24 protein-coding genes and 3 pseudogenes are annotated in these 25646 nt (G+C 35.2%); 9 read left to right on the top strand and 18 right to left on the bottom strand.

The features are described from left to right. Nucleotides 1-56: 56 nt before the first annotated feature. From rpoD to AABM58_RS02300, 8 genes are all read right to left on the bottom strand, one after another. The gene (gene rpoD, locus AABM58_RS02265) at nucleotides 57-1970 is read right to left on the bottom strand and encodes an RNA polymerase sigma factor RpoD (protein ID WP_338406193.1); all 1914 of its coding nucleotides are present in this window, start codon (nucleotides 1968-1970) and stop codon (nucleotides 57-59) included. A gap of 123 nt (nucleotides 1971-2093) precedes the next feature. Beyond that, the gene (locus AABM58_RS02270; protein ID WP_253307288.1) at nucleotides 2094-2420 is read right to left on the bottom strand and encodes a cation:proton antiporter subunit C; all 327 of its coding nucleotides are present in this window, start codon (nucleotides 2418-2420) and stop codon (nucleotides 2094-2096) included. Then, a complete protein-coding gene (locus AABM58_RS02275; protein WP_338406194.1) occupies nucleotides 2417-2836 on the bottom strand; it encodes a Na(+)/H(+) antiporter subunit B in 420 nt (139 codons plus the stop codon). Before AABM58_RS02275 ends, AABM58_RS02270 begins: the two co-directional genes overlap by 4 nt. Continuing rightward, on the bottom strand, nucleotides 2829-3356 hold the full coding sequence (locus AABM58_RS02280) for a DUF4040 domain-containing protein (protein WP_015589497.1): 528 nt from the start codon (nucleotides 3354-3356) through the stop codon (nucleotides 2829-2831). The genes AABM58_RS02275 and AABM58_RS02280 overlap by 8 nt, the downstream gene beginning before the upstream one ends. A 1-nt stretch (nucleotide 3357) precedes the next feature. Further along, nucleotides 3358-3645 (bottom strand): monovalent cation/H(+) antiporter subunit G, encoded by a 288-nt coding sequence (locus AABM58_RS02285; protein WP_338406195.1) that lies wholly within the window; start codon nucleotides 3643-3645, stop codon nucleotides 3358-3360. A 6-nt stretch (nucleotides 3646-3651) separates the two neighbouring features. Then, complete coding sequence (locus AABM58_RS02290; protein ID WP_320109922.1) at nucleotides 3652-3897, bottom strand: monovalent cation/H+ antiporter complex subunit F; 246 nt, start codon at nucleotides 3895-3897, stop codon at nucleotides 3652-3654. A gap of 28 nt (nucleotides 3898-3925) precedes the next feature. Beyond that, nucleotides 3926-4333, bottom strand: coding sequence for a DNA-directed RNA polymerase subunit omega (gene rpoZ, locus AABM58_RS02295; protein ID WP_338406196.1), 408 nt, complete (start codon nucleotides 4331-4333; stop codon nucleotides 3926-3928). A gap of 60 nt (nucleotides 4334-4393) precedes the next feature. Beyond that, complete coding sequence (locus tag AABM58_RS02300) at nucleotides 4394-4690, bottom strand: helix-turn-helix domain-containing protein (RefSeq protein ID WP_338406197.1); 297 nt, start codon at nucleotides 4688-4690, stop codon at nucleotides 4394-4396. Between the two features lie 432 nt (nucleotides 4691-5122). Between AABM58_RS02300 and purE the strand changes: the two genes are divergently transcribed. From purE to AABM58_RS02330, 6 genes are all read left to right on the top strand, one after another. Continuing rightward, nucleotides 5123-5614 (top strand): 5-(carboxyamino)imidazole ribonucleotide mutase, encoded by a 492-nt coding sequence (gene purE / locus AABM58_RS02305; RefSeq protein WP_015589499.1) that lies wholly within the window; start codon nucleotides 5123-5125, stop codon nucleotides 5612-5614. Nucleotides 5615-5621: 7 nt separating this feature from the next. Next, nucleotides 5622-7439, top strand: coding sequence for a DNA mismatch repair endonuclease MutL (mutL, locus tag AABM58_RS02310; RefSeq protein WP_338406198.1), 1818 nt, complete (start codon nucleotides 5622-5624; stop codon nucleotides 7437-7439). Nucleotides 7440-7874: 435 nt separating this feature from the next. Then, nucleotides 7875-8045: a hypothetical protein gene (locus AABM58_RS02315; RefSeq protein WP_338406199.1), complete on the top strand. Its 171-nt coding sequence runs from the start codon at nucleotides 7875-7877 to the stop codon at nucleotides 8043-8045. Between the two features lie 130 nt (nucleotides 8046-8175). Continuing rightward, a complete protein-coding gene (locus AABM58_RS02320; RefSeq protein ID WP_338406200.1) occupies nucleotides 8176-8988 on the top strand; it encodes a hypothetical protein in 813 nt (270 codons plus the stop codon). 77 nt (nucleotides 8989-9065) lie between these two features. Beyond that, complete coding sequence (locus AABM58_RS02325; RefSeq protein ID WP_338406201.1) at nucleotides 9066-11720, top strand: 2-oxoglutarate dehydrogenase E1 component; 2655 nt, start codon at nucleotides 9066-9068, stop codon at nucleotides 11718-11720. Nucleotides 11721-11965: 245 nt separating this feature from the next. After that, nucleotides 11966-12754: a GTPase Era family protein gene (locus tag AABM58_RS02330; protein ID WP_338406202.1), complete on the top strand. Its 789-nt coding sequence runs from the start codon at nucleotides 11966-11968 to the stop codon at nucleotides 12752-12754. A 130-nt stretch (nucleotides 12755-12884) separates the two neighbouring features. Here the strand turns inward: AABM58_RS02330 and AABM58_RS02335 are convergent, their stop codons facing one another. The 7 genes and pseudogenes from AABM58_RS02335 to AABM58_RS02365 form a co-directional block, all read right to left on the bottom strand. Beyond that, entirely contained in the window at nucleotides 12885-13481 is a 597-nt protein-coding gene (locus tag AABM58_RS02335; RefSeq protein ID WP_264329612.1) for a TIGR02217 family protein, read from the bottom strand. 190 nt (nucleotides 13482-13671) lie between these two features. Then, complete coding sequence (locus AABM58_RS02340) at nucleotides 13672-14430, bottom strand: DsbA family protein (protein ID WP_338406203.1); 759 nt, start codon at nucleotides 14428-14430, stop codon at nucleotides 13672-13674. Between the two features lie 308 nt (nucleotides 14431-14738). Beyond that, a complete protein-coding gene (locus AABM58_RS02345) occupies nucleotides 14739-15560 on the bottom strand; it encodes a group II intron reverse transcriptase (RefSeq protein WP_338406204.1) in 822 nt (273 codons plus the stop codon). Beyond that, a pseudogene (locus AABM58_RS02350) lies at nucleotides 15557-15841 on the bottom strand (transposase family protein); the annotation flags it as partial. The pseudogene AABM58_RS02350 and the gene AABM58_RS02345, both read right to left, overlap by 4 nt. 17 nt (nucleotides 15842-15858) lie before the next feature. Beyond that, nucleotides 15859-16685: pseudogene (locus tag AABM58_RS02355) on the bottom strand (IS5 family transposase). Nucleotides 16686-16735: 50 nt separating this feature from the next. Continuing rightward, a pseudogene (locus tag AABM58_RS02360) lies at nucleotides 16736-17280 on the bottom strand (transposase family protein); the annotation flags it as partial. Between the two features lie 29 nt (nucleotides 17281-17309). Next, the gene (locus AABM58_RS02365; protein ID WP_338406205.1) at nucleotides 17310-18299 is read right to left on the bottom strand and encodes a reverse transcriptase domain-containing protein; all 990 of its coding nucleotides are present in this window, start codon (nucleotides 18297-18299) and stop codon (nucleotides 17310-17312) included. A gap of 569 nt (nucleotides 18300-18868) precedes the next feature. On the opposite strand from AABM58_RS02365, the gene AABM58_RS02370 reads away from it, so the two are divergent. The 3 genes from AABM58_RS02370 (at nucleotide 18869) to AABM58_RS02380 (ending at nucleotide 21668) form a co-directional block, all read left to right on the top strand. Next, nucleotides 18869-19021, top strand: coding sequence for a hypothetical protein (locus AABM58_RS02370; protein WP_007548541.1), 153 nt, complete (start codon nucleotides 18869-18871; stop codon nucleotides 19019-19021). A 16-nt stretch (nucleotides 19022-19037) separates the two neighbouring features. Beyond that, nucleotides 19038-20102: a Fic family protein gene (locus AABM58_RS02375; RefSeq protein WP_338406206.1), complete on the top strand. Its 1065-nt coding sequence runs from the start codon at nucleotides 19038-19040 to the stop codon at nucleotides 20100-20102. Nucleotides 20103-20189: 87 nt separating this feature from the next. Then, complete coding sequence (locus tag AABM58_RS02380; RefSeq protein WP_338406207.1) at nucleotides 20190-21668, top strand: UbiD family decarboxylase; 1479 nt, start codon at nucleotides 20190-20192, stop codon at nucleotides 21666-21668. A gap of 110 nt (nucleotides 21669-21778) precedes the next feature. Here the strand turns inward: AABM58_RS02380 and AABM58_RS02385 are convergent, their stop codons facing one another. The 3 genes from AABM58_RS02385 to tilS form a co-directional block, all read right to left on the bottom strand. Then, entirely contained in the window at nucleotides 21779-21907 is a 129-nt protein-coding gene (locus tag AABM58_RS02385; RefSeq protein ID WP_338406208.1) for a hypothetical protein, read from the bottom strand. 529 nt (nucleotides 21908-22436) lie between these two features. Next, entirely contained in the window at nucleotides 22437-24269 is a 1833-nt protein-coding gene (ftsH, locus tag AABM58_RS02390) for an ATP-dependent zinc metalloprotease FtsH (RefSeq protein WP_338406209.1), read from the bottom strand. Nucleotides 24270-24281: 12 nt separating this feature from the next. Further along, complete coding sequence (gene tilS / locus AABM58_RS02395) at nucleotides 24282-25577, bottom strand: tRNA lysidine(34) synthetase TilS (RefSeq protein WP_338406210.1); 1296 nt, start codon at nucleotides 25575-25577, stop codon at nucleotides 24282-24284. Nucleotides 25578-25646: the final 69 nt, after the last annotated feature.

The raw sequence follows: 25646 nt of genomic DNA on the forward strand, positions 1-25646 counted from the left end.
CTTTCTCTCCATTTTTTCCGGGCAAAATCAGCTTCTTCTTAACTTGACACGTATACTTAAAAGAACCCTCTAAGCTTTCTAGCGCGGCTTGGATGTTTCAACTTGCGCAGTGCTTTTGCCTCTATTTGCCTAATTCTCTCACGTGTTACATTAAAAATTTTTCCTACTTCTTCTAAGGTATGTTCCTTCCCATCTTTACCAAGGCCAAAACGCATTCTTAAAATTCTTTCTTCCTTTGGTGTTAAAGTTGCAAGAACATTGGTTGTAATGCCGCGCAAGTCAGCAAGTATTGCAGCATCCTCTGGTCTGGAGACTCGCTTGTCTTCTATACAATCACCGAAGGTACTACTATCATCTTTTCCTGTTGGAGCTTCAAGACTTACTGGATCCCTTGCTATTTTCATAACTTTGCGTATTCTTTCCAGCGGCATTGTCAGTTCTACACTCAATTCCTCTAACGTCGGTTCCCTCCCCATCTCATGAGTCATATTTCTTAATGCTCTGTTGATTTTACTGATAATTTCCACCATATGAACTGGTATTCTCACTACTTTAGACTGCTCAGGTATTGCCCTAGTGATTGATTGTCTTACCCACCAAGTGCCATAAGTTGAAAATTTATATCCACGTTTGTAATCAAACTTATCCACGGCCTTCATAAGACCAATATTGCCTTCTTGTATCAAATCAAGCAGATCAAGACCTCTTTTTGAATACTTCTTAGCAATGGAAACTACTAGCCTTAAGTTAGCCTTAATCATTTCTTGCTTTGCTTCAGAGACTTCTCGTTCGTGTTTTTGTATTCTCTTGATTAGCTCCTTAAATTCTTGCACGTTATCTTCCTGTATATGCTGCTTAATACCGTTCAAGGTACTAGCTATATGTTCAGAGTTATCGTCTATAAACCTTAAAAATTTGTTTTTTAATTCACCTGTAAAAGAGGACTGATTTTCATTGATCTTTAAAAGACTTATCTCTTTCAACTCGTGCTTTAAAAGCATGTCATCATAAACTTTATAGAAACTTTCTCTATCGATATCGTATTTTCTAGCCTCAGCAATAAGATTAGCCTCTTCAAGCGTAATGGATCTATTTATCTTATAAAGTTCTTGTGTAATTCTGGCAACAGCAGCATCACTTAACTTAATTTGTAATGCTATAGACCATATTTGATTATACAAATTTTCTAGTTCGTCAGAGGAATCTTTAGAATCTTTTCTTAATACCAATGCTCCATTTGCTAAAGTAATTATCTCATCCAATGCAACTATGACCTTTGGCAATAAATCACTTTCCATTTCAAGAATAGAAACATTTAAATTGACTGAACTTATATCTTCATTATCACCGTCTTTCTCATCATCACTTTTTTTACTATCTTTCTCATCATCACTACAGTACTCAGCATCTTCAGCACTTTCCTCACTCTCTTCTTTGGGTACCACATTAAAATCAGAGTTATAAATTGCATCCAGATCTATAATTTCTCTCAGTAAGAGAGCTCCACTACTTAAATCATCACGCCATACTTTTATCACCTTTAATGTTACTGATGTTTCAATTATTGCACGTAACATGTTATGCTTTTCAGATTCAATTTTTTTTGCTATCTCGATTTCATCTGCCCTCGACAAAAGCTTTACAGAGCTCATGTCTTGTAAATAAATCCTTACTGGATCATCATTTTGTACTAAAGTTGCAGTAACATTTGGCGATGTGTCATCATCATCAAGTTTACTATCATCACTGTTGGAAGGAATATCTTCTTCATCTTCGCTACTTTCAAGTACATTAATTCCGGAGTCCTGCAATAAAGATATAGCATCATCTATAAAGTCAGACGAAAAATTTTCATCTGATAATTTATCATTTATATCATCAAAGGTGATAAAACCACCCTTTTTTATACTCTTAGTTACCAGATCTCTGATAATTTTTTTCTTATCTTCTGCATCATTAATAGTTGACATCATTACCTTTATAGTTTATAATTTTATTTCTTATTAACAAACAAACTTACAACGAGCAAGTCTATAATTTTACTTTTAACTTGTGGCTATTTGTTACTTCATATAGTTTAAGATACTGTTAATTTATGTACACTTGTCTTGATCAATTGTTCCATACTTTTCTTCCATTTTTACTGCTATGGACAATCCAACTGAAAATGTTGCAATTCCAACCACTATAGCAGTAAGCATTAAAACATGGGGTATAGGATTGCTATATGAATAAAAATTTGAAACCAATATAGGAGGCAAGGAACTTTTTATATATCCTAGAGAGATATAAAACAACAAAACAGATGCTTGGAAGACGCTTACCCCTATCATTTTCTTGATTAAATTTTTATCGTTTATAATAATATATAAACCTAGCACCATTAATACAATAATAATCGTATAATTATATAAAGTCATTGTTTTTTCCTACGAGCAAAATTTATATATATAATTAACATAGAGGAGCAGACAGTAAATGCTACACCTAATTCCACTAAAAAAATACCTAATTTTTGACCGGTTCTATTATTGGCTAACAAGATATCGTAAGATAAAAAATTTTGGCCAAGTAAAGTTGTTGCAACGCCCGTTCCTCCATAAATTAAAATACCTAACACGTTAGTCAATCTAATCACAGAATAAGGTATTGCTTTTAGAGTTGTAGATACACCAAATAGCATTGAATATAATATTATCCCGGAGGCAATAATTATTCCTGCTTGAAAACCTCCACCCGGAGTGTAATCACCGTGAAATTGTATGTATAAACCAAATAAAATGATAAAAGGTATCATCAAAAATGTTACTGCATTTAATATCGGATCTTTAATCATTTTCTTTTTCTTCTTTTAATATCAACGTTATACAAAGCGCAGCAGTAAAAACTACTATAGTTTCTCCAAACGTGTCATAACCACGAAAGCTTGCCAAAATAGCTGTCACTATATTAGGAATACCGGTAGCTTTTTCGGTATTTTCCACATAATAAGGAGCAACATGCAAGTGGATCGGAGCATTGTGGCTGCCAAAATCTGGCAATTGAATCATAAAATATGACAAACATACAGCCAGAAATAACATAAAAAAAAGCGTTATAGGGTTATGAGATAGATTTACTTTATGATTCTTTATCAAGGAGAGTGCTGCAAACGTAAAAACCGTACTGAGCCCCGCACCAACAGAAGCTTCAGTAATTGCAACATCAGGTGCATTCATAATTAAGTATATAAGCGCAATAAGTGAACTAAATACACACATTAGAACAGCACTTACGACTAAATGTCGCGAGAAGACTATAAAAACCGTAACTGTTAGTAACAACAAAAGTAGCACTACATTTAATATTTCTAACACCTTAACCTTCTTTAACAGTTTTTTTCTTAACTTTATAATAAGTGCGCGCTAAAACATAACTATTAGTTGAGCTAGCTGCCCATATTATAAGAATTAATAATATTATTTTAACAGTATTGATTGAAAATCCATTCTGCAAAGCAAAACCAATTAACAATAACGTTGCACCGCTAGAATCTGTAATACCTGCTGCATGTAACCTAGTATAGAAATCAGAAAATCTAATTACTCCCACACTTGAAATGATTACTAAACAAATGCCTAAAAATATAAGAACGGACCCTATCATAAATTATTAAAACAACATTAATCTCATTAGTGCTATAGTTGATATAAAGCTAACGCTAGCATATAACAATGCTATATCAATTAAAAAAAAATTATTCAGAATGATTGATATTGCTGTTATGAGTACAACTACTTGCGTTGAGAAATTATTGAACGCTAAAACCTTATTGTACACATCACTTGACTTAGACACTATGCGACACAACATTACACTCATACAGAACAACAGTGTATAGATAGCAATGTGAATCATTTAAAGACTATGTAACTTCAGTAGATTTCTAAACGGATACTTCTTCATCGCCATCTTGATCATTTATTTCATCATCTATTTCACCATCCACTTCATAACCTTGGCTTTCTTGACTTGCATCAAGATCTGTGTTATCAGAAAAATTTAATAAATTCGCTAGCTTACTTGTATTACTACTGTAAACATTATTCATATTTCCTTTCATGTACTCCTTGCACCTACCTACCAAAAGGTTAAACAGCTCATGAGTATCCACCTGTTTTTCTGCTATTTCATGTAAGGAAACTATGGTGTTCTTATGGTCTTTAAACTGAGCTGTTTGAACTGGATTACTTGCCCCTGTATTTAAATCATGTGTTCTTTGACTTGCCAATAGAACCAATTTGAAACGGTTACTTACCTGTTCTGTACACTTTTCTACAATAGACTCAGCCATAAGATACTACCTTAATAAATTTTATACTATATCACAAAAAACAAGTTGTCAACTTTGTATCTATTGCGATTCAACTTCATGTTTTACTTTTTCTGCCTCAGATTTTATTTCTTGGCTTTCTGTCATCGTGATTGTTATTTCATGATCAAATTTTTTCAGAAATCCTAACAATCGCTCTAAAGAAAAACCATCTATTTTACCATTTTTAATTTGTGATACCTTTGGCTGATCGATACCAAGTTTCTCAGCTGCATAAGCCTGAGTCCAAGCATTTTTTTCTATAATTTTATTTATTATATGAAGCAACTTTGTTTTTACTCCTGCACTGTCTAAGTTATTTAACGATATTATTTCCATAATCCTTACACTCACATATCAATTAACTTTATTAAACATTTATAATATTTAATATATCAAGATATTAATATCATATAACTTGTCAATAATTATATGACATCAATATTTAAAACTTTAAGTTGATTATATATTAATATTTCAATCAAGTTTTTAGTAATTTTAAATTATCATTTTACTATCAGTCTATCTGAGAAAATCATTTACAGAAAGAACAAGCTAAAATTACAAAGCTTGAAATACAAAAATAATTATTTTATAAATTTATCTTACATAAGAAGTTTATATCTCTATATCTTAACATAGATATTTATTTAAATTTTTAAAATTTCTATTTTAACGAGAATTCTATATATTATATTTATAATATAACTTAAATATTTGTTGCTTTTTAGCTGGAACATTATTTAGTTAGTAAGTAAAATTGTGTTGAATATGACAAAAATAAAAAAAGATATTGCTGTTATCATGGGAAGTGAGTCAGATTACACCACTATGGTCCATACCGTCGATATGTTAAAAGCATTAGAAGTTTCACATGACATATTCATAATATCTGCACATAGAACGCCAGAAAGGCTCTTCAATTTTGCTAAATCTGCACAAGAAGAAGGTTTTAAGGTTATTATAGCTGGTGCAGGAGGTGCAGCTCATTTACCTGGTATGGTTGCGTCACTAACTTGTTTACCAGTTATCGGCGTTCCTGTGCATAGTAAACAATTAAATGGGCTGGACAGTTTACTTTCTATAGTTCAAATGCCAAAGGGTGTTCCAGTTGCAACCATGTCTATAGGAGAAAATGGAGCATATAATGCTGCCATTACCGCCGTATCTATATTGTCAATTTCCAACAGTGAAATTGCAGGTAGGTTAAAAAAGTGGAGAGAGAAACAGACCAAAGAAGTAAAAGAAAAACCAGTTTCATAATAAATCTATGGCAATAATCCTTTTAGACACAAAAACCATAAACCGTATAGCAGCGGGGGAGGTGATAGAAAGGCCAGCAAGTGTAGTAAAGGAATTAGTGGAAAATGCAATAGATGCTGGAAGTTTAGAAATAGAGATCAAAATAGAAAGTGGTGGGCGTAATCTTATTACTGTGATAGATGATGGTAACGGAGTAGAAAAAAACGATTTAGAACTTGCGTTTATGCGTCATGCTACTTCAAAATTGAGCGATAGTGAGTTGATAGAAATCAAGCATCTTGGCTTTAGAGGAGAAGCTCTGCCTTCAATTGCTGCAGTAAGTAGAATAAAGCTATCGTCTAAGGCACATGGAGCAAGTGAGGCGTGGTCTATAAGTTATGAGGGTGGAGAGAAAATAGGGGAGCAAACCCCTTACTCTTTATCACAAGGGACACATATTGAAGTACGAGATTTATTTTTTGCCACTCCAAATAGACTAAAATTTCTAAAAACCGAAAGAGCAGAAACTCAAAGCATTGTTGATATTGTAAACAACCTAGCAATGATTAACTATCATATAGGGTTTACTCTCACTTCAGGTAATAAAAAGCTCTTAAAATACGCTAAGCAGACTTCGTTATTTCATAGATTGTGTGAAGTAGAAGAAGAATTTCAGGGCAATTCTTTGGAGATCAATGAAGAAGAAGACGGCATTAAACTTACGGGACACATCTGTAAGCCGACCGTCAATCGTAGTAAGTCGACTCAGATCTATACGTTTGTTAATGGAAGGCCAATTAAAGATAATTTACTTATTGGCGCAGTTAGGTATGCATATCATGATTTTATTCCAAGCGATAGATATCCTTTTGCAGCGTTACATTTAGAGATACCTTATGATCAAGTAGATGTAAATGTGCATCCAAATAAGTCAGAAGTAAGGTTTCAGAATAAGAAGCTCATATATGAGATAATGACAAGAGGATTAATTAAAGCATTGTCAAGAAGGATAGGCACCTTTCCAGCGCATGACCAGAAAATGGATTCAACATTGCCAGATCCTTTTGATAAACCTGATGTTCAAAATGAAAGAAGGCCAAGTCCTTTTGAAAATCAACTAATAAAAGAATTTGCTTCTCCAAATGAAAAAGCAAAAGGCTTATCAGAACAGTCAAAATCGTTTGATTATACCGGCATACAGAAATTCCCATCACAAGCGGAGACTATGGTTCTGGAAAAAAAGGTGTTAGAGCAAGTTGATTTGATAGAGAGCCACCCGCTCGGGTTTGCACGCTGTCAGGTCTATAATACTTATATTATTGCAGAGGTAAGGGACAAATTGATTATAGTCGATCAGCATGCAGCCCATGAAAGACTAGTATATGAATGCTTAAAACAAAAATCAAGTATAAAAAGACAAAAACTACTTCTTCCTGAAACGGTTGAAATCAAAAATCAAGCCGGAATGGAGATGATTGAAATCTATAAAGATAAGTTATTTGAAATGGGTTTTGATATTGAAATCAAATCAGAGAATAAAGTGATAGTAAAAGAAATCCCTGCAATTTTGGGAGCAATAGATGTGAAAGAGATGCTAATTAACATAATTGATAGATTAACGGAAATAGAAGATACATTGCCAGTAGAAGATAAAGTGAACAAAATATTGGCCACTATCGCTTGTCATGGATCAATTAGAGCAGGCAGGAAAATGAGATTAGAAGAAATGAATGTGCTGCTTAGACAAATGGAAAAAACCCCATATTCCGGGCAATGCAACCACGGAAGACCAACTTATATAGAAATGAAACTCAGTGATATTGAAAAACTTTTTGAGCGGAGGTAAGAGGTTGCCATAAATATGTAAGTGCTCCTTCCTCATCATTCAAGTAGCTCATAGAAACGGATTAAATGCAAAACTTACTTGACACATTTTGCCAGCCCCCTTATTATGGCATTAAGGGTATTTATGACTCAAAACTTGTTTTTGACCTGCAGGCTCAATGACAAAATTCAGTAAAAAACTTAGGGTATTTTTTGGCGGATTACATAAAATTATAGCGGCTGCATGTCTTTTAAATTTTTTCTACATTCAGCCAAACCGCGCTTAAACTAAGCGTCAGCACATTATTACAGCGCCACTTACAGTAATATAGAGTCAAAACTCGCTACTCGGGGCTTCTTTTGCCTTTTTTTCGTTTGGTAAATTTCTTAAATATTTATGGCTAAAGTAACTTAAGTTCACCGACAATCGTCATCCCGCTACGTGTTAGCGGGATCTATGCTAAGAGATACCGCGAATGAATCGCGGTATGACGGTTCGCGGCGGTATGACGTAGAAGCTATACTTTTATACTCACCAACTCAGTATCCAATCTGGATCCCAGTGTCTGGGCACTGGGATGACATTATAGGGGCTACTCGGATGACAAAGAAAGGAACACTGGGATGACCCCTTTTCCGGTGGAACAATATTTGTACAGTTATGGAATTGTGCAACAGGCACAATTTAATATAAAAAGCTTTGCTTTTTGAAATTTTGGGTTATAATTAACTTAAGATATTTCAGTAGGGGATTTATTGTGAATAGAAAGGAAGCTTTAAAAATATTAGGTTTTAGTGAGAGTGATAATCCTGAAAAATGGGAATTGGAAGAAAGATATAAGGAGAAATTGTTTTTCACTCTTTCTCAAAATAAAAGTAGCGGAAAGATATTGGACCAGCATAGAGAATTAACAACTGCATTCCACTCTCTTTCAGAACAATTTATCGGTCCAGATTCCAAGCCTTTTGACTATGTCGATTTAGATGATGATATTAACTCTCTTAGTGATCTACAGTCTGTTTTCACTTCTGCTATTCTTCGGAAAGATATAAAGCTTCTCAAAGAGATCTTCTCTAAATTCAAAAGCAGCAAGAATGGACAATTTGGTGATTATATAAACCAACCTTATATAGGGACAAATCTATTATCTTATGTTGTATCGAATGGAAATATTGAAATTGTAGAGCTTTTCTTAAAAAATGGTGCAGATCCTAATACAGAAATTAATGAATTATCCTTACGGAATAGTAAAGTTAAAAAATTATTAGTCGAGTATGGGAGAATCAATAAATCCAGTGTATTTTGTCAGTTAGCTCTTGCAGTTCTAACAAGTTATGTTGCTTTTGCGATTTACTCTTCATGTGACACATCTCTTTTATGTTATGCGGGAGTGGCAGCATTTGCTCTTGCTGGAGTTTTTCTTGTTGCAAAAGCTATACATGATGTGTTTTATGTACAAACAAGATGGCCTTCTCCTGATTTTGATGAAGTTAATGCTGAACAAGCAATAAATAATGTTGGGCTAAATGCCAAGGACAATTCTCAAAAAATCGGTAATGCATTAGCTTAATCTACAGAGATCAAAAAAGTTCTTTTTTAAAAAACTTAAGTTATACTTATAAGTGTTTGATATCTTATATAGTAATTATGTCGAGTTTAAGCTGCCTTTATGGTGATAATGCAGAATTTGTGGAAGAAATGTATAGCCGTTATTTGCAGGGTGATAAATCAATCGGGGAGGATTGGTATAGAATTTTTTCAAGCAATTTAGAAGTTAATAAAGCGGAGACCTGCGGTGCACAGCGTGCAACTAAGGTGGATGATTCAGTTTCTAGTTTAGCAAATTTTTTCAGATCTTACGGTCATTTTTTTGCGGATCTTAATCCGTTATCACCCAATGTGAATAAGGAAGTAGATTATCAGAAATATTCGAATCTCTCTCCTATGGGTGACACTAGAATCTATAGAGATATTTACTGCAAGAACATCGGTTTTGAATTTATGCATATTTCCTCTTATGAGGAGAGAGTGTGGCTGCAGGAAAAGATCGAAAATCAAACCTATACGCTGAGTTCACAAGATAAAAAGGAAATACTGAGGCACTTGATCGAATCTGAGATGTTCGAGCAATTTCTCCATATGAAATTTCCTGGATATAAACGTTTTTCTATCGAAGGTGGAGAATCAGCTATTGTTGCAATTGAAAAAATTATTAGTGATTCCGCTGGTTATGGTATTGAAGAAGTAGTTCTTGGTATGGCTCATCGCGGACGGCTCAATGTTCTAACCAAAGTTATGGGAAAAGAATATGCGGCAATGCTATCTGAATTTCAAGGCAATCTCGCACACCCAAGTGGTCTTGAGGTGTCCGGTGATGTTAAATATCACCTTGGTTATTCTTCTGATCGAGCACTTTCAGGTGGCAAAAAAATACATTTAAGTTTATGCCCTAATCCATCTCATCTTGAAGCGGTAAATCCGGTTTTGGCTGGAAGAATAAGAGCAAAACAGAATATAAGATCTGTGCTTGGCATATCAATTCATGGTGATGCGGCTTTCATCGGTCAAGGAGTGGTTGCTGAAACTCTAACCTTAAGCAATATTGAAGGCTATAAGGTGGATGGCATTGTGCACATTGTCATTAATAACCAAGTTGGTTTTACTGCTAATCCGTGTTGTGCGCGATCCTCTTTTTACTGTACTGATGTAGCAAAATCAATAGAAGCTCCAGTGTTTCACGTTAATGGAGATAACCCTGAAGCTGTGAGTTTTGCTGCAAGTCTGGCGATGGAATATAGGCAGAAATTTAAAAAGGACGTAGTGATTGACATAATATGTTACCGCAAATATGGCCATAATGAAGGTGATGAACCGAATTTCACTCAGCCACTTATGTATAAGGCGATATCAAAGCATAAGACTCCTGGAACATTGTATGAAGAAAAATTGACTGCAGAGAAAGTATTAGATGGCGATGAAGTAAATAAATTGCGCAGTGAGTTTAGGGCAAGATTGGATAAAAGTCTTGCTGAATCAGCGGCTTATACTCCAAAAAAAGCTGACTGGTTTTGTGGAGTATGGTCAAAATTAAGAAGAGCAAAGTTGAACGATTTGAGCGAATACTACACGGATTCTGGTGTTCCGCCAGATGAGTTGAAAAAATTAGGTGTGCATATAAATAGCAATATCCCAAGTAGCTTTAACATTAACAATAAGGTTAGAAAAATACTTGATGGCAGAATAGACAGCATAAATTCCGGTAGTAATATAGACTGGGCAACTGCCGAAAGTCTTGCGTTTGCATCACTGCTCACAGAAGGAATAGGAGTGCGTTTATCAGGACAAGACTCTGGTCGTGGGACTTTCTCGCACCGTCATTCAAGGCTTGTTGATCAGGCAACAGAAGAAGCGTTTATTCCGCTAAACAATATAAATGAAAAGCAAGCTCACTTTGAGGTCATAGATAGCGCTTTATCAGAGTATGCTGTAATGGGCTTTGAATATGGATATAGTCTTGATTCCCCGTATTCACTGGTGCTCTGGGAAGGACAATTTGGTGATTTTGCAAATGGTGCACAAATTATGATCGACCAGTTTATCGCATCTGCAGAAACAAAGTGGTTGCGATCAAGCGGTCTAGTTTTATTGTTGCCCCACGGTTATGAAGGGCAAGGACCTGAACATAGTTCTGCTCGTATAGAGAGGTTTTTACAACTCTGTGCAGAAGATAATATGCAGATAGTTAATTGCTCCACTCCGGCAAATTACTTTCATGTTTTACGTCGGCAAATTCATCGAGACTTTCGTAAGCCTTTAGTAGTGTTTACACCTAAATCGCTATTGCGTCACAAAAGAGCAGTTTCTAACCTATCTGACTTTGAAGGAAAATTCCTCACGGTGATTCCAGAATATAGAACAGATTTAGTTTCGAATGATAAAATACGTAAAGTTGTAATATGCAGTGGTAAAGTTTATTACGACATATGTGAAGCACAAAAAATAAACGATATAGCAGTAATACGTTTGGAGCAATTCTATCCGTTTCCTGCCGATAAACTAAGTATTGAACTTGAAAAATACAAAAGCGCTGAAATTATATGGTGTCAAGAAGAACCAAAAAATATGGGAGGATGGTTTTTTGTCAACCCATTGATAGAAGAAGTGTTATCCAATCTCGATATTCAAGCAAAAAGACCTAAGTGTATCGCAAGACCTGCTGCTGCATCTCCTGCATGTGGTTATGCTAGTGTCCATGCTCAGCAACAGGAGGAGATTTTGAAGCAAGTTATGCAGGGGATCTAGCACAATTGTGCAAATATTGAAGCGAAAGCTGGCAAGCGAACATTGTTCATCAGATCTTGACGCTGGGCACTGCAGCCAGGCGCGATAGAAAACGTATCACACCAATCAAACCTCTTTGATGCTCAGACAAATATAAAAAGACTTTCATTCTATTGAAAAAGCTACAATTTTTATTAAAATTTTCATTTATTTTTATTTAAAAAGTAAATATCATTAATATTTACTTTAATTAATATAGGATATATATGAATATAGAAATATTTGAGAGGTTAATAGGGCAAACTAGTCTACGCAGCAATAGCAAAGCTGAGATCATAAAGTTAAATAGAAACGAAAAGGCTTTTATAGATGAGGATAAAAAGTCTATCGAATTAGCTGAGGCCATTTTTGAAAAGAATAATATGTTTCGTTTCCGCAAACCAGGTCCTGCTATGGATTACATTTTGTACAAACTAATAAATGATAGGAAGCTTTTCGAGGAAATGAAAGATAGAGGTACAAGTATAATACGTCTTTTTTCTTTGTTATCAATGTATCATAGTCTTCCCAAGTGCTGTGTTGTGAGAAGAAGAGGGCGTATTACTGAGTGTGGAATATTTGCTTATGCTGACAACTGTTTAGAACTAGTACCTTTAGAGGACTTTATACTTATTGAGCCTTCCTCGTACCTCGAGTACATTGTGTTTGACAATGAGAATATCAGAAATAGGTTAGCTGAAGACTTAACTGAAGATAAAACAAAATTAGATATCTTTTTGAATGGAATTTTAGCAACAAAGAATTCGGATTTAGTATTATCTTGTATTAACAAGATAGAGGTTCTTAATGAGGAAGATAGATATTTTGTTAATCGCTTACAGAAAAACAACATGCTAGACTACATCTTAAACAAAGATGATACAACACTTGCAAAATCAACTCTAAAGGAGTTGTTGAAGCTTTCTATTTTGCAGGAAGAAAAAAGCACTGAGTTAGAATCTCCCCAAGCTTCAAGTGTAAATGTTAGCAAAGCTCAGCAACATTGTAGTATATAGCTGGTGATAAAGTTTAAAATAATTGCATATACTAAGGCTCATTTAAATATAGAGCCTCAGTGGTGCTTAATTTTTTCAATTGATGGTGACTAGTAGCCCTACTATGATGTGGATCTATGCTCGCTTATAACTAAAATTTCACTTCCACCAAGGGGATATTATTCCAGCTATTGCTTCCATAGTCATCAATAGAAGCGTTTAAGTAATCTGTATCAAAGCGCACGGGCACATCAAATTCAAAGCTCGCAGTGATTATCACATCTTTTACTGGTGGCTTCATAAATGTTATTTCTCCAGTTGAATAATTTACTGAATATTCACTCTCTTCTTTACCATTTAAATAAATCTTTACTGTCCCATGTACTGGCTTTTTGATCATACGTATATGCTTATCTTCCCCACTTACATAAGTTTTGATTAGCTGAAAAGTCGTTTTTTTGTTATCTCCTATACCAATCTCTTGATTAATGGCTATAAAATCCGACCAATCCTTAAAACGAAACCCTATTGCTTTACCTTTTCGTGCATGAAAAAATGTTATTAGTTCTAGTAGCTGCTCGTTTGATCTGACCCCGTAAGCTATGTTGTATCTAGTGCGTGCATGAGACCAATTGATGTTGCGCTGTTCACAACCATTGTGAGTTGTTACAACGTCAGTGGAAAATTCCGGTCCTCCAGTGGAACCATAAGATATATTTTCTGGAAATCTAATTTCTGTGAATGACATATACCCTCCTGTGAAAGTAAAATAGTTTGGTTGAAGAAAATGTTGTAATTTGAAAGCGTTTCACATAGTAAATGACGCTATGGAAAGTGGATGAGACTACTGAGTTAAACTGCTGTCACACCCACAGTTACTATACTCAGGTTCATTTGAGTTGTCAAGCAAAAAAATAAAATTTTATGGCAAACTGTAACTAGCCTTGCTTGTGACTTAATTCATCTACTTTTTTGCGTAATACATTCAAATCAGTTGCTCCTACAAACAGGCTATCTCCAATTATTAAAAAAGGTGTACCACCTACTCCCAAATCTCTTACTAGAAGCCTACTGTTGTTTATCATTTGCTCAATTTTGTCCGCGTTATCTTTTATGGAATCATTAAAATCGTCCTCATCAATCCCTATGTTTTTCACTATATCCAATATGCTTTCGTCTGAAAATTCTCCTTTGTGACTTAAAGCAGCATGGTGAAAATCGAAATATTTTTCTTTATCGAGAAAATAGACAGCTAAAGCACTTTTTGCTGCCTTTAAAGAAGCGTTACCAAGTATTGGAGCATCCCTAAAGATATACTTAATTTTGCCGTCGTTAATTAACTGCTTTATATCATTCTTTATAGCTTTGCAATGTCCACAAGAATAGTCAAGGAAGCCTACAGCTATAACACTACTATTTTCATTTCCGGAGTAAGGATAAGTAAGGTCAAATATTTGATCCTTGTATTGTGAAATTTTACTTTTGGTTACATTATCTCGAGCAGCGTAACTACTTTTAATCGACTCCTCTTTGAGAGTTCTTACGATCTTATCAAAATTTCTGCTTATATAATTATCTAATTTCTCACCTATATAATCATCGCTTAGCATTTGGCTGCGATTTGAAAGCCAATTGTTTATTATCGGCAAGCTTGCTATTGCTATTATTAAAATTAATAAAAACGATATTCTAGACATACAATTTATTTAAAAACCTACAACATAAAACTTTTAGTACACATTTATCTGTATATTAAAAGAAGCATCTAATGTTAATATATAAAAACATTTATATCAAGTGTATTTTATAGCTGGTTTTGCCTCAAATGCAAACTTTACACAATAAAACTCAAGCACATTACCACAAAGTTCATCAGAAGACTTGGTGATGCAAGTGACAAAACTACCTCCAGAATAGCCAATTATGAGATGCTCTATCTTTTACCGCCACGCTGTAAATACGGCGGTAAAACAAAGTTGATAATTTGTTATCTAAGTGGAGAAAGTCACCTCTCCCCACTCGACTTCAAAACCGGACTTGACAGTTTCCCGTCATCCGGCTTCCCTCTAATTTGGTGCTTGTCATGCATACTCCTCCTATGTAAATCATCGTGACAATGCCCATGCAATAAAGATAAATTTTTTATGGTTTTATTGTTTCTATTTCTATCTTGATGATGTACTTCTATTATATCATCACCTTTAAAATATAATTGACAATAATTACATTTACCTTCTTGTACCTTCAGTAATTTTATTACTCTCGGTGATTTTCCTCTTACTCTATTAAGGCGATTACCCCAATATACCCAATCTCCGTCATAAGGGGATCTAATTCCCTTTACTTTGACGTGCCATTTTATAGCGTGATCTTCGTATTTGATAAGATGTATTCCACTATTCGTCATAAATTTCCAATTGTCGTTTCCATGCTTTCTAAAGTATTTCTTCTTTATCCAGCGTTTTCCTTTGTTTAGATGTCTCATAACTGACCATCTCCAAAGCTTTACAAACATTTTGTTATCCAACGAGCTGAAAACTCTGCTAGATACTGCTGAAGTATAATATTGACACCATCCTCTTATTATTGGATTAAGATTCTTTATTAATGCTTCTTGAGTTATTCCACGCATTTTCCTCAGTTTTTGTTTGATAACTAATGAATGTTGTTTTATAGACTTACGACTTGGTTTGATCAATAACTTATAACCTCTTTTACTTCGGTTTGTTGAATACTGCCTTACTGTGAACCCAAGAAAATCAAATCCCGGCTTTTGTTCCTCTACAGATTTTAGTGTATGTGAGATTAGACTTCTTTCAAAATTCATGTATGGAGCTCAAAATTGTGAATTGCAGCAATCAAATTAAACCTTAAACCAAAACGTTTTCGTCGGTTTCTATACCTGTCCGAGATGATTTTAAACCTTTTCAATAAGCCAATTACGTTTTCAACAATTGCCCTTTGGCTCATAAGTGCCCTGTTCTCTTTTTTTTGTTCTTTGCTTAACGGATTCTTTTTCATTTTCCTGTGCGGTAATACAACATTTTTGTGTATCTTCTGCATTCCCCTGTAGCCGGCATCAGCTAAGATTTTGGTGTCCGGTAATATTAGACTTCTTTCAAAATTCATGTATGGAGCTCAAAATTGTGAATTGCAGCAATCAAATTAAACCTTAAACCAAAACGTTTTCGTCGGTTTCTATACCTGTCCGAGATGATTTTAAACCTTTTCAATAAGCCAATTACGTTTTCAACAATTGCCCTTTGGCTCATAAGTGCCCTGTTCTCTTTTTTTTGTTCTTTGCTTAACGGATTCTTTTTCATTTTCCTGTGCGGTAATACAACATTTTTGTGTATCTTCTGCATTCCCCTGTAGCCGGCATCAGCTAAGATTTTGGTGTCCGGTAATATTGCTACCTTTGATTCTCTAAACATCCGAAAATCGTGTTTTCTACCATTCGAGAAAGATGTGCATATGACTTTTTTACTCTTCTTCTCTGTTACTATTTGTGTTTTTATAGTATGCCTTTTTTTCTTTCCAGAGTAGAAGGGCTTTTGCTTTTTTTTGGTCTCTCTACTGGCGTTTCAGTTCCGTCTATTACTAAAACTTCATATTCTACATCACTCTTTAATAGCTCTTTTTTTCCTGGTAATGCAAAATCTGGATGTTTTATTAATATGTCTTCTACCTATCTTATTATTTTAAAACTGTTACTTTCACTCATGCCATAGCTTTGCCCAATATGAAAATATGTACGATATTCTCTTATATATTCCAGTGCCATAAGTAGCCTGTCTTCTATGCAAAGTTTACTTTTTCTTCCACTTCTAGCTTTTTTTCTTTTATCCTCCACTTCTAGAATTTCTACCATTCACTCAAATGTTGCTTTTTTTACCCCTGTTAAACGTCGAAACTTTTCTCCTTCTAACTTTTCTATTTCCTTATATTTCATGCTTTCAAATACTTCATCTTACACTCCCTCTAACAATTTTGAAAGAAGTCTATTGCTACCTTTGATTCTCTAAACATCCGAAAATCGTGTTTTCTACCATTCGAGAAAGATGTGCATATGACTTTTTTACTCTTCTTCTCTGTTACTATTTGTGTTTTTATAGTATGCCTTTTTTTCTTTCCAGAGTAGAAGGGCTTTTGCTTTTTTTTGGTCTCTCTACTGGCGTTTCAGTTCCGTCTATTACTAAAACTTCATATTCTACATCACTCTTTAATAGCTCTTTTTTTCCTGGTAATGCAAAATCTGGATGTTTTATTAATATGTCTTCTACCTATCTTATTATTTTAAAACTGTTACTTTCACTCATGCCATAGCTTTGCCCAATATGAAAATATGTACGATATTCTCTTATATATTCCAGTGCCATAAGTAGCCTGTCTTCTATGCAAAGTTTACTTTTTCTTCCACTTCTAGCTTTTTTTCTTTTATCCTCCACTTCTAGAATTTCTACCATTCGCTCAAATGTTGCTTTTTTTACCCCTGTTAAACGTCGAAACTTTTCTCCTTCTAACTTTTCTATTTCCTTATATTTCATGCTTTCAAATACTTCATCTTACACTCCCTCTAACAATTTTGAAAGAAGTCTATTCTTGTTTTCTCAGGATTTAGTTCTAATCCTATGGTTTTTAACCATTGTTCAACTAGAATTTTTGCCCTTTGTATAATCTCTTTACTTTCATGTATAATAATACTATCATCAGCATAGAAAATTACACTCAGCCTCTCTTGTGCCTTTCTCTGTGATATATTGCTATTTTTGTTATTTTTTACGTACTGGAAAAGATCACTTGCTAACTCTTTTTTGAGATACTGTTCTAACCCATTCAGTGCAACACATGCCAACAATGGCGATATTGTGCCTCCTTGGATTGTTCCACATCTAGTGGATTTGAACTTTCTACCTTCCATAATGCCTGCTTTTAACCACCTTCTTATTATCTTTGTTAAAGTTGGAGTGGTTTTTAGTTTTTTCAACAATGCTTTATGGTCTATATTATCGTAGCATTTTGAGATATCAGCATCTAATACAAATGCTGTCTTTTTATTCAGTGCGTTAAATATAGCTTTAATTGCATCATGACATGATCTGCCAGGTCTAAAACCATAAATGTTTGGCTCGAATTTTGCCTCCCATTCAGGTTCTAAAGCTATCTTTACAAGCGTTTGTTTTGCTCGACACGATATAGTGGGTATACCAAGGGGACGACGTTCCAATGGCTTTCCACCAGGCTTTGGAATCCAAACTCTTCTTGACGGCTTTGCTTTTTCCCTTAAATCCATAGAATATGCTAATTGCATTCTTTCTTTTTGGTTAAGATTAGCTTTTCCATCAATACCTGCAGTCTTTTTCCCTCTGTTATCCTGAGTTACCCTCCTAACAGCGAGCATTTTTGCACTTGTTGATTTGAGTAATAATCTCTGAAGATTATGCATCTTTTTGATGTCATTACTTTTAGAAGCTCGGTAAATTCGTTTTTGCAGCTTAAATGAAGATTTCTCCAGCTTACGCCATGGAATTTCATTCCATTCATACCTAACATTTTGTTGGTTCATAACATATTAACCACTACTTACAACTTTACCTTCCAAACTAAAGTGTCTACGTCTGCATATCCTAAATATTACTTTAGGCATTAGCTTCTTAAACAATCCTTCCACATAAATGCTTGCGGCTGGCTACCTACTTATATTTAAATAAATATAAGATCATTTATATGGTTACCCTGTTTTATGAAATCGTTTTCTCGTTAAACTTAGGCTCCTACTATCTGCCGGGAGATTGGAAACATCTTGATCAAACGGAATACTTTTAATCATCCATTTTCTCCATACCTTTTGGTTTATGCGTATCAACCTTTTTCGCATATTTCACATTACGACAGTTCACACATAGGTTTCTTTCGTAGCCATATTTAACTCTTTTCGGGAGAATCTATTATAAGGTTTAATATTACTCCCTTTCTGATTCATGCTTGCATTTTAAAAGTTGCCACCTTCTAAAATGTGAATCATAATTTCAACCAGATGTTATAGTGGATGGAATTTAACCATCACGATTTCACAACTTTCAGGTCACACTATTCCGCTGTGTATAATTTCAACAAACTCCGCGGAATAAACATATGAGTGAACCAATAATTGGCAGAGAAAAAGAAATAGCTATTCTACAAGACAAACTTCTTTCTCAATCAGCCGAATTTATTGCTGTTTATGGTCGGCGTCGTGTAAATGTTGTATTATCTGCATTTTATCAGCATAATATAGAAGTAATGTAATGCAGATATTATGCCGATGCCGAATTATAAGATTACTTCTAAAATTGCTAGTTGTCTTATAAGGATTGAAGCAGCAAAAGAAAAAGTGTTACATTTGCCGCTCACTGTATCAATGCTTTTGTCTCTTCGTGAAACTGCACGGCTTTATACCACACACTATTCTACTATGATTGAAGGAAATCGACTTGAGCCTAAACAGATTGAAGAGGTTTTAAGTGGTAAAAGCCACTTTCCAAAATATAGGAGAGATGAAAATGAGGTTAAAGGATATTATGCAGCTTTAACCCAAGTTGAACAATGGGCAGCAAGAGGAATACCTATTACTGAGAAGGCTATTCAAACACTGCATGCTCTAGTAATTGCAAGTGGAAAACCTAAAGTAAAACCAACCCCTTATCGTGATGGTCAAAACGTTATTCGTGATAGCCGTACACGTGCAATAATTTATATGCCACCTGAAGCAAAGGATGTACCAAAGCTCATGAGCAGTATGATTGATTGGATTCGTGGCAGTGAGCAAGTGCCTTGCCCAGTTATTGCAGGTATTGCTCATTATCAATTTGTAACAATTCACCCTTACTATGACGGTAATGGTCGTACTGCAAGATTGCTGACTACATTAATTTTACACCTTGGTGGATATGACCTAAAAGGACTGTACTCATTGGAAGAATATTATGCTAAAAATCTAGGGGCTTATTATGAAGCAATAACATCGCACAATTATTACATGGGGCGAGCTGAAGCAGATATTACTAAGTGGGTGGAGTATTTCGTAGAAGGTATGGCAAATTCATTTGAGAACGTTTTACAACGTATAAATAAAGAAGAATACCACGCTGATCAGACTGATCTTATACGTAAGCTTGATCCTAAACAGCGTAGGGCTCTTGAGCTCTTCCAGGAGTTTTCCGCTATTACAGCTAGTCAGGTTGGCGAACTATTTAATTTTAAGCCTCGTACCAGTGCGCAACTTTGTAAAAAGTGGGTGGAAATGGGGTTTATCAAGATTGTAGATTTTTCCAATAGAGGAAGGAAATACAAACTTAGTAAGCAATATGAAGATTTGATCTCAAATTAACTGAAAGCTCGCTAGACAGTGCATAGATCAAATTTCAATAAAGTGCTTGAAAACTAGATATAAACTTAAAATTTTAAAAACTGGAATATGTACAACAACTTACGCGACTTCATCAAAGCCTTAGAAGAAAAAAAAGATCTGATTAGGATTAAGGAGGAAGTTTCAACAGTTCTTGAAATGACAGAAATTCACCGTAGGGTTTTGTCAAACAAAGGGCCAGCGATCATTTTTGAAAATGTTGTCACAGAAAATGGTAAAAATTCGATTCCTGTTTTGGTGAATTTATTTGGTACTATTAAGAGGATTGCATTGGGGTTGAACATAAACCCTGATGAACTAAGAGATCTTGGTAAACTTTTAGCATTTTTGCAATCACCTGAGCCGCCAAAAAACTTTAAGGATGCTATAAAAATGTTTCCTTTGTTGAAAGTCGTGTTATCGATGCGAAGTAAAGTCGTGAGCAAGGCTCCATGTCAAGAGGTAGTGCTAACCGGAGATGAAGTGGACCTAAGTCTACTGCCCATTCAAACATGCTGGCCAAATGAACCTGCACCACTTATCACCTGGCCGATTGTGGTGACAAAAGGACCTACGAAAGACAAACAAGATAATTTCAATCTTGGAATATATCGTATGCAGGTCATAGATAAAAAAACAACTCTAATGCGTTGGCTTGCGCATCGTGGAGGAGCAGGTCACCATAAACGATGGAAAGAGAAGGAACAAAATATGAAATTTCCTGCTGCTGCTGTGATCGGTAGTGATCCTGCAACGATTATTGCTGCAGTAACTCCAGTGCCAGAAACATTTTCAGAATACCAATTTGCTGGACTACTGCGAAAGAAGCCGCTTGAGCTGGTAAATTGTAAGACTATTCCACTTCAAGTGCCAGCTCACGCGGAAATCGTTCTGGAAGGCTATGTGAGTTTGGATAGATATCAAGATGAGGGACCATATGGAGACCACACTGGCTACTATAATTCTGTTGAGCAATTTCCAGAATTTAATATTACTGCAATTACTATGCGTAAAAACCCGATATATCTTAGCACTTTCACTGGCAAGCCACCTGATGAACCATCGATTCTTGGTGAAGCACTCAATGAAATTTTTGTGCCCATTCTTATCAATCAATTTCCAGAGATAGTGGACTTTTATCTGCCACCGGAAGGTTGCTCATATAGAATAGCGATAGTGTCGATAAAAAAATCCTATCCAGGGCAGGCAAAAAGAATTGTTATGGGCATACTTTCTTTTCTAAAGCAGTTTTTATACACGAAGTTTATTATCGTTGTTGATGATGATATAAATATACGTGATTGGAAGGAAGTGATGTGGGCAATGTCAACAAGGATGGACCCTGTGCGTGACACAATCATGATAGAAAGTGTACCTATTGATTATTTAGACTTTGCTTCCCCTGAAAGTGGACTTGGAGGTAAAATGGGATTTGATGCGACAAATAAAATCCCGCCTGAAACCAAACGAGAGTGGGGAAAGAAAATTGAGATGAGTGAGGAAATAGTAAGGAAAGTCGCGGAGAAGTGGGAGGAATATATGGACTAGACTTCTTGCATAAAAGCAGAAAAAAGTTTGGCGTTTTTTATAATGCCGCATTAACTGATAATTGTGCGTCACAGTGCCCTCTTCTTGTCATCCGAGTAGCTGACACTGGTTCACTTTATGATGGTGTCATGAAAGTAGCCTCCTTCCCCTGTCATCCCAGTGTCAGCTACTCGGATGACATCATCCTTTTTTTGGGATTCCAGCGTCACGCGCTGGAATGACACCTTCCGTATAAACATTAAGAAATTTACCAAGCGGAGAAAAAGGCAAAAGAAGCCCCGTGGTTGGCTAATTACTTACATTATACTTTCAAGTATGGCGTTTTTTTATTCTAAACACTTAATAACCGCGATTCAGCTACTTTTAAACCGCAACTAATCTAAATTATAAACGTTAAGAAATTTACTAAACAGAAAAAAAGGCAAAAGAAACCCTAGGGTAGCTAGTTATTCACTATCCATTTTTTAAGTTGGCGTTTTTTTATGTTTTAAACGCTTTATAAGCGCGTTTCAGCTTATGTAGGTAGAAATTTTATAAGACATAAGGTGCACATAGTGCAAAAAATTAAACATGATACGCCAGATACGTGAGTTTTTTTGTCATTTAATCTGTACAGAGAAGATAAATAAATAGCTTCACTATCATGATAAGAGGACTGGCGGAGTTTGTCAAGTAATTTTAGCTCTGTTTCTGTGGGTCAGATAGCTACCTGATGACGCCATTGCTGCAACTAAAAACTTTCATTTTAACAGTTAAACAAGGCCAAATTTAATAGAGAGAGGATTTTTTTACTTTCTCATTCTTCTCATTTTCCTCTCTGACAATTTTTTTTCCGTTTAGTATATCCTTTATTTCATCTCCTGTTAAAGTTTCAAACTCCAGTAGATTTTCAGCAATAAGCTCTAAGCCTTTCTTATACTTGGTCAAAATCTCTTTTGCTTTTTCATAGCAAGAAGACACAACTTTCTTCACTTCTTCATCTATAAGTTTTAACGTATCTTCAGAAATTATCTCAGAACCATGTATGGTTTGTTCGCGATTGTGATAGATCGGGCCTATTTTGTCGCTCATTCCCCATTTTGTTACCATAGAACGTGATAAATCTGATGCTTGTTTTATATCCGAAGATGCACCGCTTGTGACTTTATCATAGCCAAAAATTAGCTCTTCTGCCACACGTCCACCCATTGCAACAGTTATATCTGCTAGCATCTTTTCTCTTGTGAGGGACACTCTATCTGTTTCTGGTAGTCTCATCACTAAACCTAGGGCTCTACCCCTTGGAATAATAGTTGCTTTGTGTATCGGGTCAGAGGCAGGCATGTTGATAGCAACTACTGCATGACCAGCTTCATGGTATGCAGTCAGTCTCTTTTCCTCTTCTGTCATAATGAGAGATCGCCTTTCTACGCCCATCATCACTTTATCACGTGCATATTCAAAATCATCCATGGTAACAATCTTCTTGTTTCTTCTTGCAGCGATAAGTGCAGATTCGTTCACTAAATTTGCTAAATCAGCTCCAGAAAAGCCTGGTGTTCCTCTTGCAACTGTTCTCACATTTACATCGGGAGCCATTGATATTTTCTTTATATGCGTATTTAATATCTTTTCACGCCCATTTATATCGGGTAAAGAAATAGTAACCTGTCGGTCAAAACGACCAGGTCTAAGCAGTGCTGGATCTAAAACGTCTGGGCGGTTAGTTGCAGCGATTATTATCACACCTTCATTAGACTCAAAGCCATCCATCTCAACTAATAACTGATTTAATGTTTGCTCTCTTTCGTCGTTGCCGCCACCAAGACCAATGCCACGATGTCTACCCACCGCATCTATTTCATCTATGAAAATTATGCAAGGAGCATTTTTCTTGCCTTGATCAAACATATCACGAACACGACTTGCACCAACACCCACAAACATTTCAACAAAATCAGATCCAGAAATACTAAAGAATGGCACATTAGCTTCTCCTGCAATTGCACGAGCAAGTAAAGTTTTACCAGTTCCAGGAGAGCCAATCAAAAGGCACCCTTTTGGTATTTTTCCACCTAATATTTGAAATTTTTGCCTTTGTTTAAGAAAATCAACAATCTCTACTAGCTCTTCTTTTGCTTCATCAATTCCGGCAACATCATCAAATGTTACTTTTTTTCCACTAGTCATGAGTCTAGCCCTTGACTTGCCAAAGCTTATAGTTCTGTTGCCTCCTGCTTGTGTTTGTTTAAAAAAGAATAGCAATAAGCCAATAAATATAAATGTTGGGACCCATGAGATAAGTAATCCACCAATTACGTTCATGGCAGAATCTCCAGTTGAAAAGGAGAATCTCACTTTTCTATCATGTAAATTTTTTATTAGGTCGCTATATATAACACCGCTTGAGTTGAAACTTGAACCATCCCTGAACTTGCCTTCAATGCTCTGATTTTTTATGACAATATTTTCTACATCATTGTCTTCTAGTCTAGTTAAAAATTCCGAAAAAGGTATAATTGTTTTACTTTTACCTACATTTCCGCTGAACTGAATATAAGCAACTGAAATAAGAACAATAATTACTAACCAGATCAATAAGCCTTCTAAAAATTTTTTCATTTCTATTTTTAACTAAATACCCATCAAGCTTACCAAATTTTGTTTTATCGTGCTATCAATAATGCATTGAATCTTATCGTCATTGGTATTTTTTCCGTTATAATTTACATCAGGATAAGCAAGCACCTTTCTATCTTTTTGTACTGTAGGCAAAGAATAGAAAACTTCAGGGCAGCAGTTGTAATCCTTCAGAAATTCAGGAATTTTTTGTGTTTTTTTTAATGGAGCGATGATAACTGAACACTCTTGATTTCCGAGTATTGTGCAGCTAAATCTGTTATCCCATTCAATAGGTTCATTTAAAGGTAGGTTTACGGTAATTTCTTGTATCCTTGACGATTCTCTAATTATTAAGATATTTTCTCCATACTTTCTTATTTTGCACCCAGAAAGTGTACAGTTAACATTACTATCCTTTTGCAATATTCTATTAAATATTGCAATGAGGCTGCTGTACCTTGGTTTATAGTGTTTACTGGCAATTGCCATTATAGAGTAAAGAAGAAGCCTCAAGGCTATTTCCTCTGGCAATTGATAAAATTCACTTAGTTTAATTTCAATATAACCAAGATCATGCACATTAACGCAGTCATTAAACGCAAGGCGTGTGTAGTGCATTAACGCTTTTGCAGCTCTTTTCATATGAAGGGCTGTGAGGCATATTCGCTCTGTTAAAAGCTCTTGATTATCACTTGCTTTAAGTAAGTTGCGGTATAAAGTTCGTCTGTATTTTAAGTCATGATTGCTTCTATCTTCGATCCATTTTAACCGGTGAAGCTTAGCGTACTTTTCTATTTCACTACGACTAAAATTTAACAATGGCCTAAATATATAAATACCATTTAGGAAAGACTTGTAGTCCATTGATGATAATCCATCTACGCCGCTACCTCGCTCTAATCTTAATAAGAACGTTTCTGCTTGATCATCTTTGTGATGAGCGACAAGCAAACATTTAACATTATTGTTTTTACACCACTCTGCTAGTAACTTATACCGTGCTTTTCGTGCCTGTAACTGAATATTACCTTTAATATTTTGCTTCTCCCAATTTAATATGAACGATTCCTTTGCTCCAAGTTCTTTTGCATAACTTACAACAAAATCAGCTTCTTTTTGAGACTCTGAACGTAACCCATGATTTACTGTTAATGCTATAGGAAGTGGAAGCTTGTTTTTTTTTGCCCAGTTATTCATTAAGTGCAGTAAGACTATACTATCTACACCACCTGATACTGCAACTGCAACTTGATTATTATAGAAAGCAAAACTATTAACCACATTTTGAAATAATAACTCTAATTCCATTATGCCTCTTGATGGCCAGATAGTCTCTACGTCATACAGCGACTTATTTGTGGTATATATAGATCCCGC

The sequence above is a fragment of the Wolbachia endosymbiont (group A) of Longitarsus flavicornis genome (genome assembly GCF_963931955.1).
Taxonomy (GTDB): Bacteria; Pseudomonadota; Alphaproteobacteria; order Rickettsiales; family Anaplasmataceae; genus Wolbachia.

Coding starts and splice junctions, on each gene's coding strand:
- rpoZ (WP_338406196.1), bottom strand. CDS start 4,333: ATGGCTGAGTCTATTGTAGAAAAGTGTACAGAACAGGTAAGTAACCGT.
- AABM58_RS02375 (WP_338406206.1), top strand. CDS start 19,038: ATGCCGAATTATAAGATTACTTCTAAAATTGCTAGTTGTCTTATAAGG.
- AABM58_RS02285 (WP_338406195.1), bottom strand. CDS start 3,645: ATGATAGGGTCCGTTCTTATATTTTTAGGCATTTGTTTAGTAATCATT.
- AABM58_RS02275 (WP_338406194.1), bottom strand. CDS start 2,836: ATGATTAAAGATCCGATATTAAATGCAGTAACATTTTTGATGATACCT.
- AABM58_RS02385 (WP_338406208.1), bottom strand. CDS start 21,907: ATGTTTATACGGAAGGTGTCATTCCAGCGCGTGACGCTGGAATCCCAA.
- mutL (WP_338406198.1), top strand. CDS start 5,622: ATGGCAATAATCCTTTTAGACACAAAAACCATAAACCGTATAGCAGCG.
- AABM58_RS02335 (WP_264329612.1), bottom strand. CDS start 13,481: ATGTCATTCACAGAAATTAGATTTCCAGAAAATATATCTTATGGTTCC.
- AABM58_RS02340 (WP_338406203.1), bottom strand. CDS start 14,430: ATGTCTAGAATATCGTTTTTATTAATTTTAATAATAGCAATAGCAAGC.
- AABM58_RS02365 (WP_338406205.1), bottom strand. CDS start 18,299: ATGAACCAACAAAATGTTAGGTATGAATGGAATGAAATTCCATGGCGT.
- rpoD (WP_338406193.1), bottom strand. CDS start 1,970: ATGTCAACTATTAATGATGCAGAAGATAAGAAAAAAATTATCAGAGAT.
- AABM58_RS02315 (WP_338406199.1), top strand. CDS start 7,875: ATGCTAAGAGATACCGCGAATGAATCGCGGTATGACGGTTCGCGGCGG.
- AABM58_RS02370 (WP_007548541.1), top strand. CDS start 18,869: ATGAGTGAACCAATAATTGGCAGAGAAAAAGAAATAGCTATTCTACAA.
- purE (WP_015589499.1), top strand. CDS start 5,123: ATGACAAAAATAAAAAAAGATATTGCTGTTATCATGGGAAGTGAGTCA.
- AABM58_RS02345 (WP_338406204.1), bottom strand. CDS start 15,560: ATGAATTTTGAAAGAAGTCTAATCTCACATACACTAAAATCTGTAGAG.
- AABM58_RS02300 (WP_338406197.1), bottom strand. CDS start 4,690: ATGGAAATAATATCGTTAAATAACTTAGACAGTGCAGGAGTAAAAACA.
- ftsH (WP_338406209.1), bottom strand. CDS start 24,269: ATGAAAAAATTTTTAGAAGGCTTATTGATCTGGTTAGTAATTATTGTT.
- AABM58_RS02325 (WP_338406201.1), top strand. CDS start 9,066: ATGTCGAGTTTAAGCTGCCTTTATGGTGATAATGCAGAATTTGTGGAA.
- AABM58_RS02290 (WP_320109922.1), bottom strand. CDS start 3,897: ATGATTCACATTGCTATCTATACACTGTTGTTCTGTATGAGTGTAATG.
- AABM58_RS02270 (WP_253307288.1), bottom strand. CDS start 2,420: ATGACTTTATATAATTATACGATTATTATTGTATTAATGGTGCTAGGT.
- AABM58_RS02330 (WP_338406202.1), top strand. CDS start 11,966: ATGAATATAGAAATATTTGAGAGGTTAATAGGGCAAACTAGTCTACGC.
- AABM58_RS02380 (WP_338406207.1), top strand. CDS start 20,190: ATGTACAACAACTTACGCGACTTCATCAAAGCCTTAGAAGAAAAAAAA.
- tilS (WP_338406210.1), bottom strand. CDS start 25,577: ATGGAATTAGAGTTATTATTTCAAAATGTGGTTAATAGTTTTGCTTTC.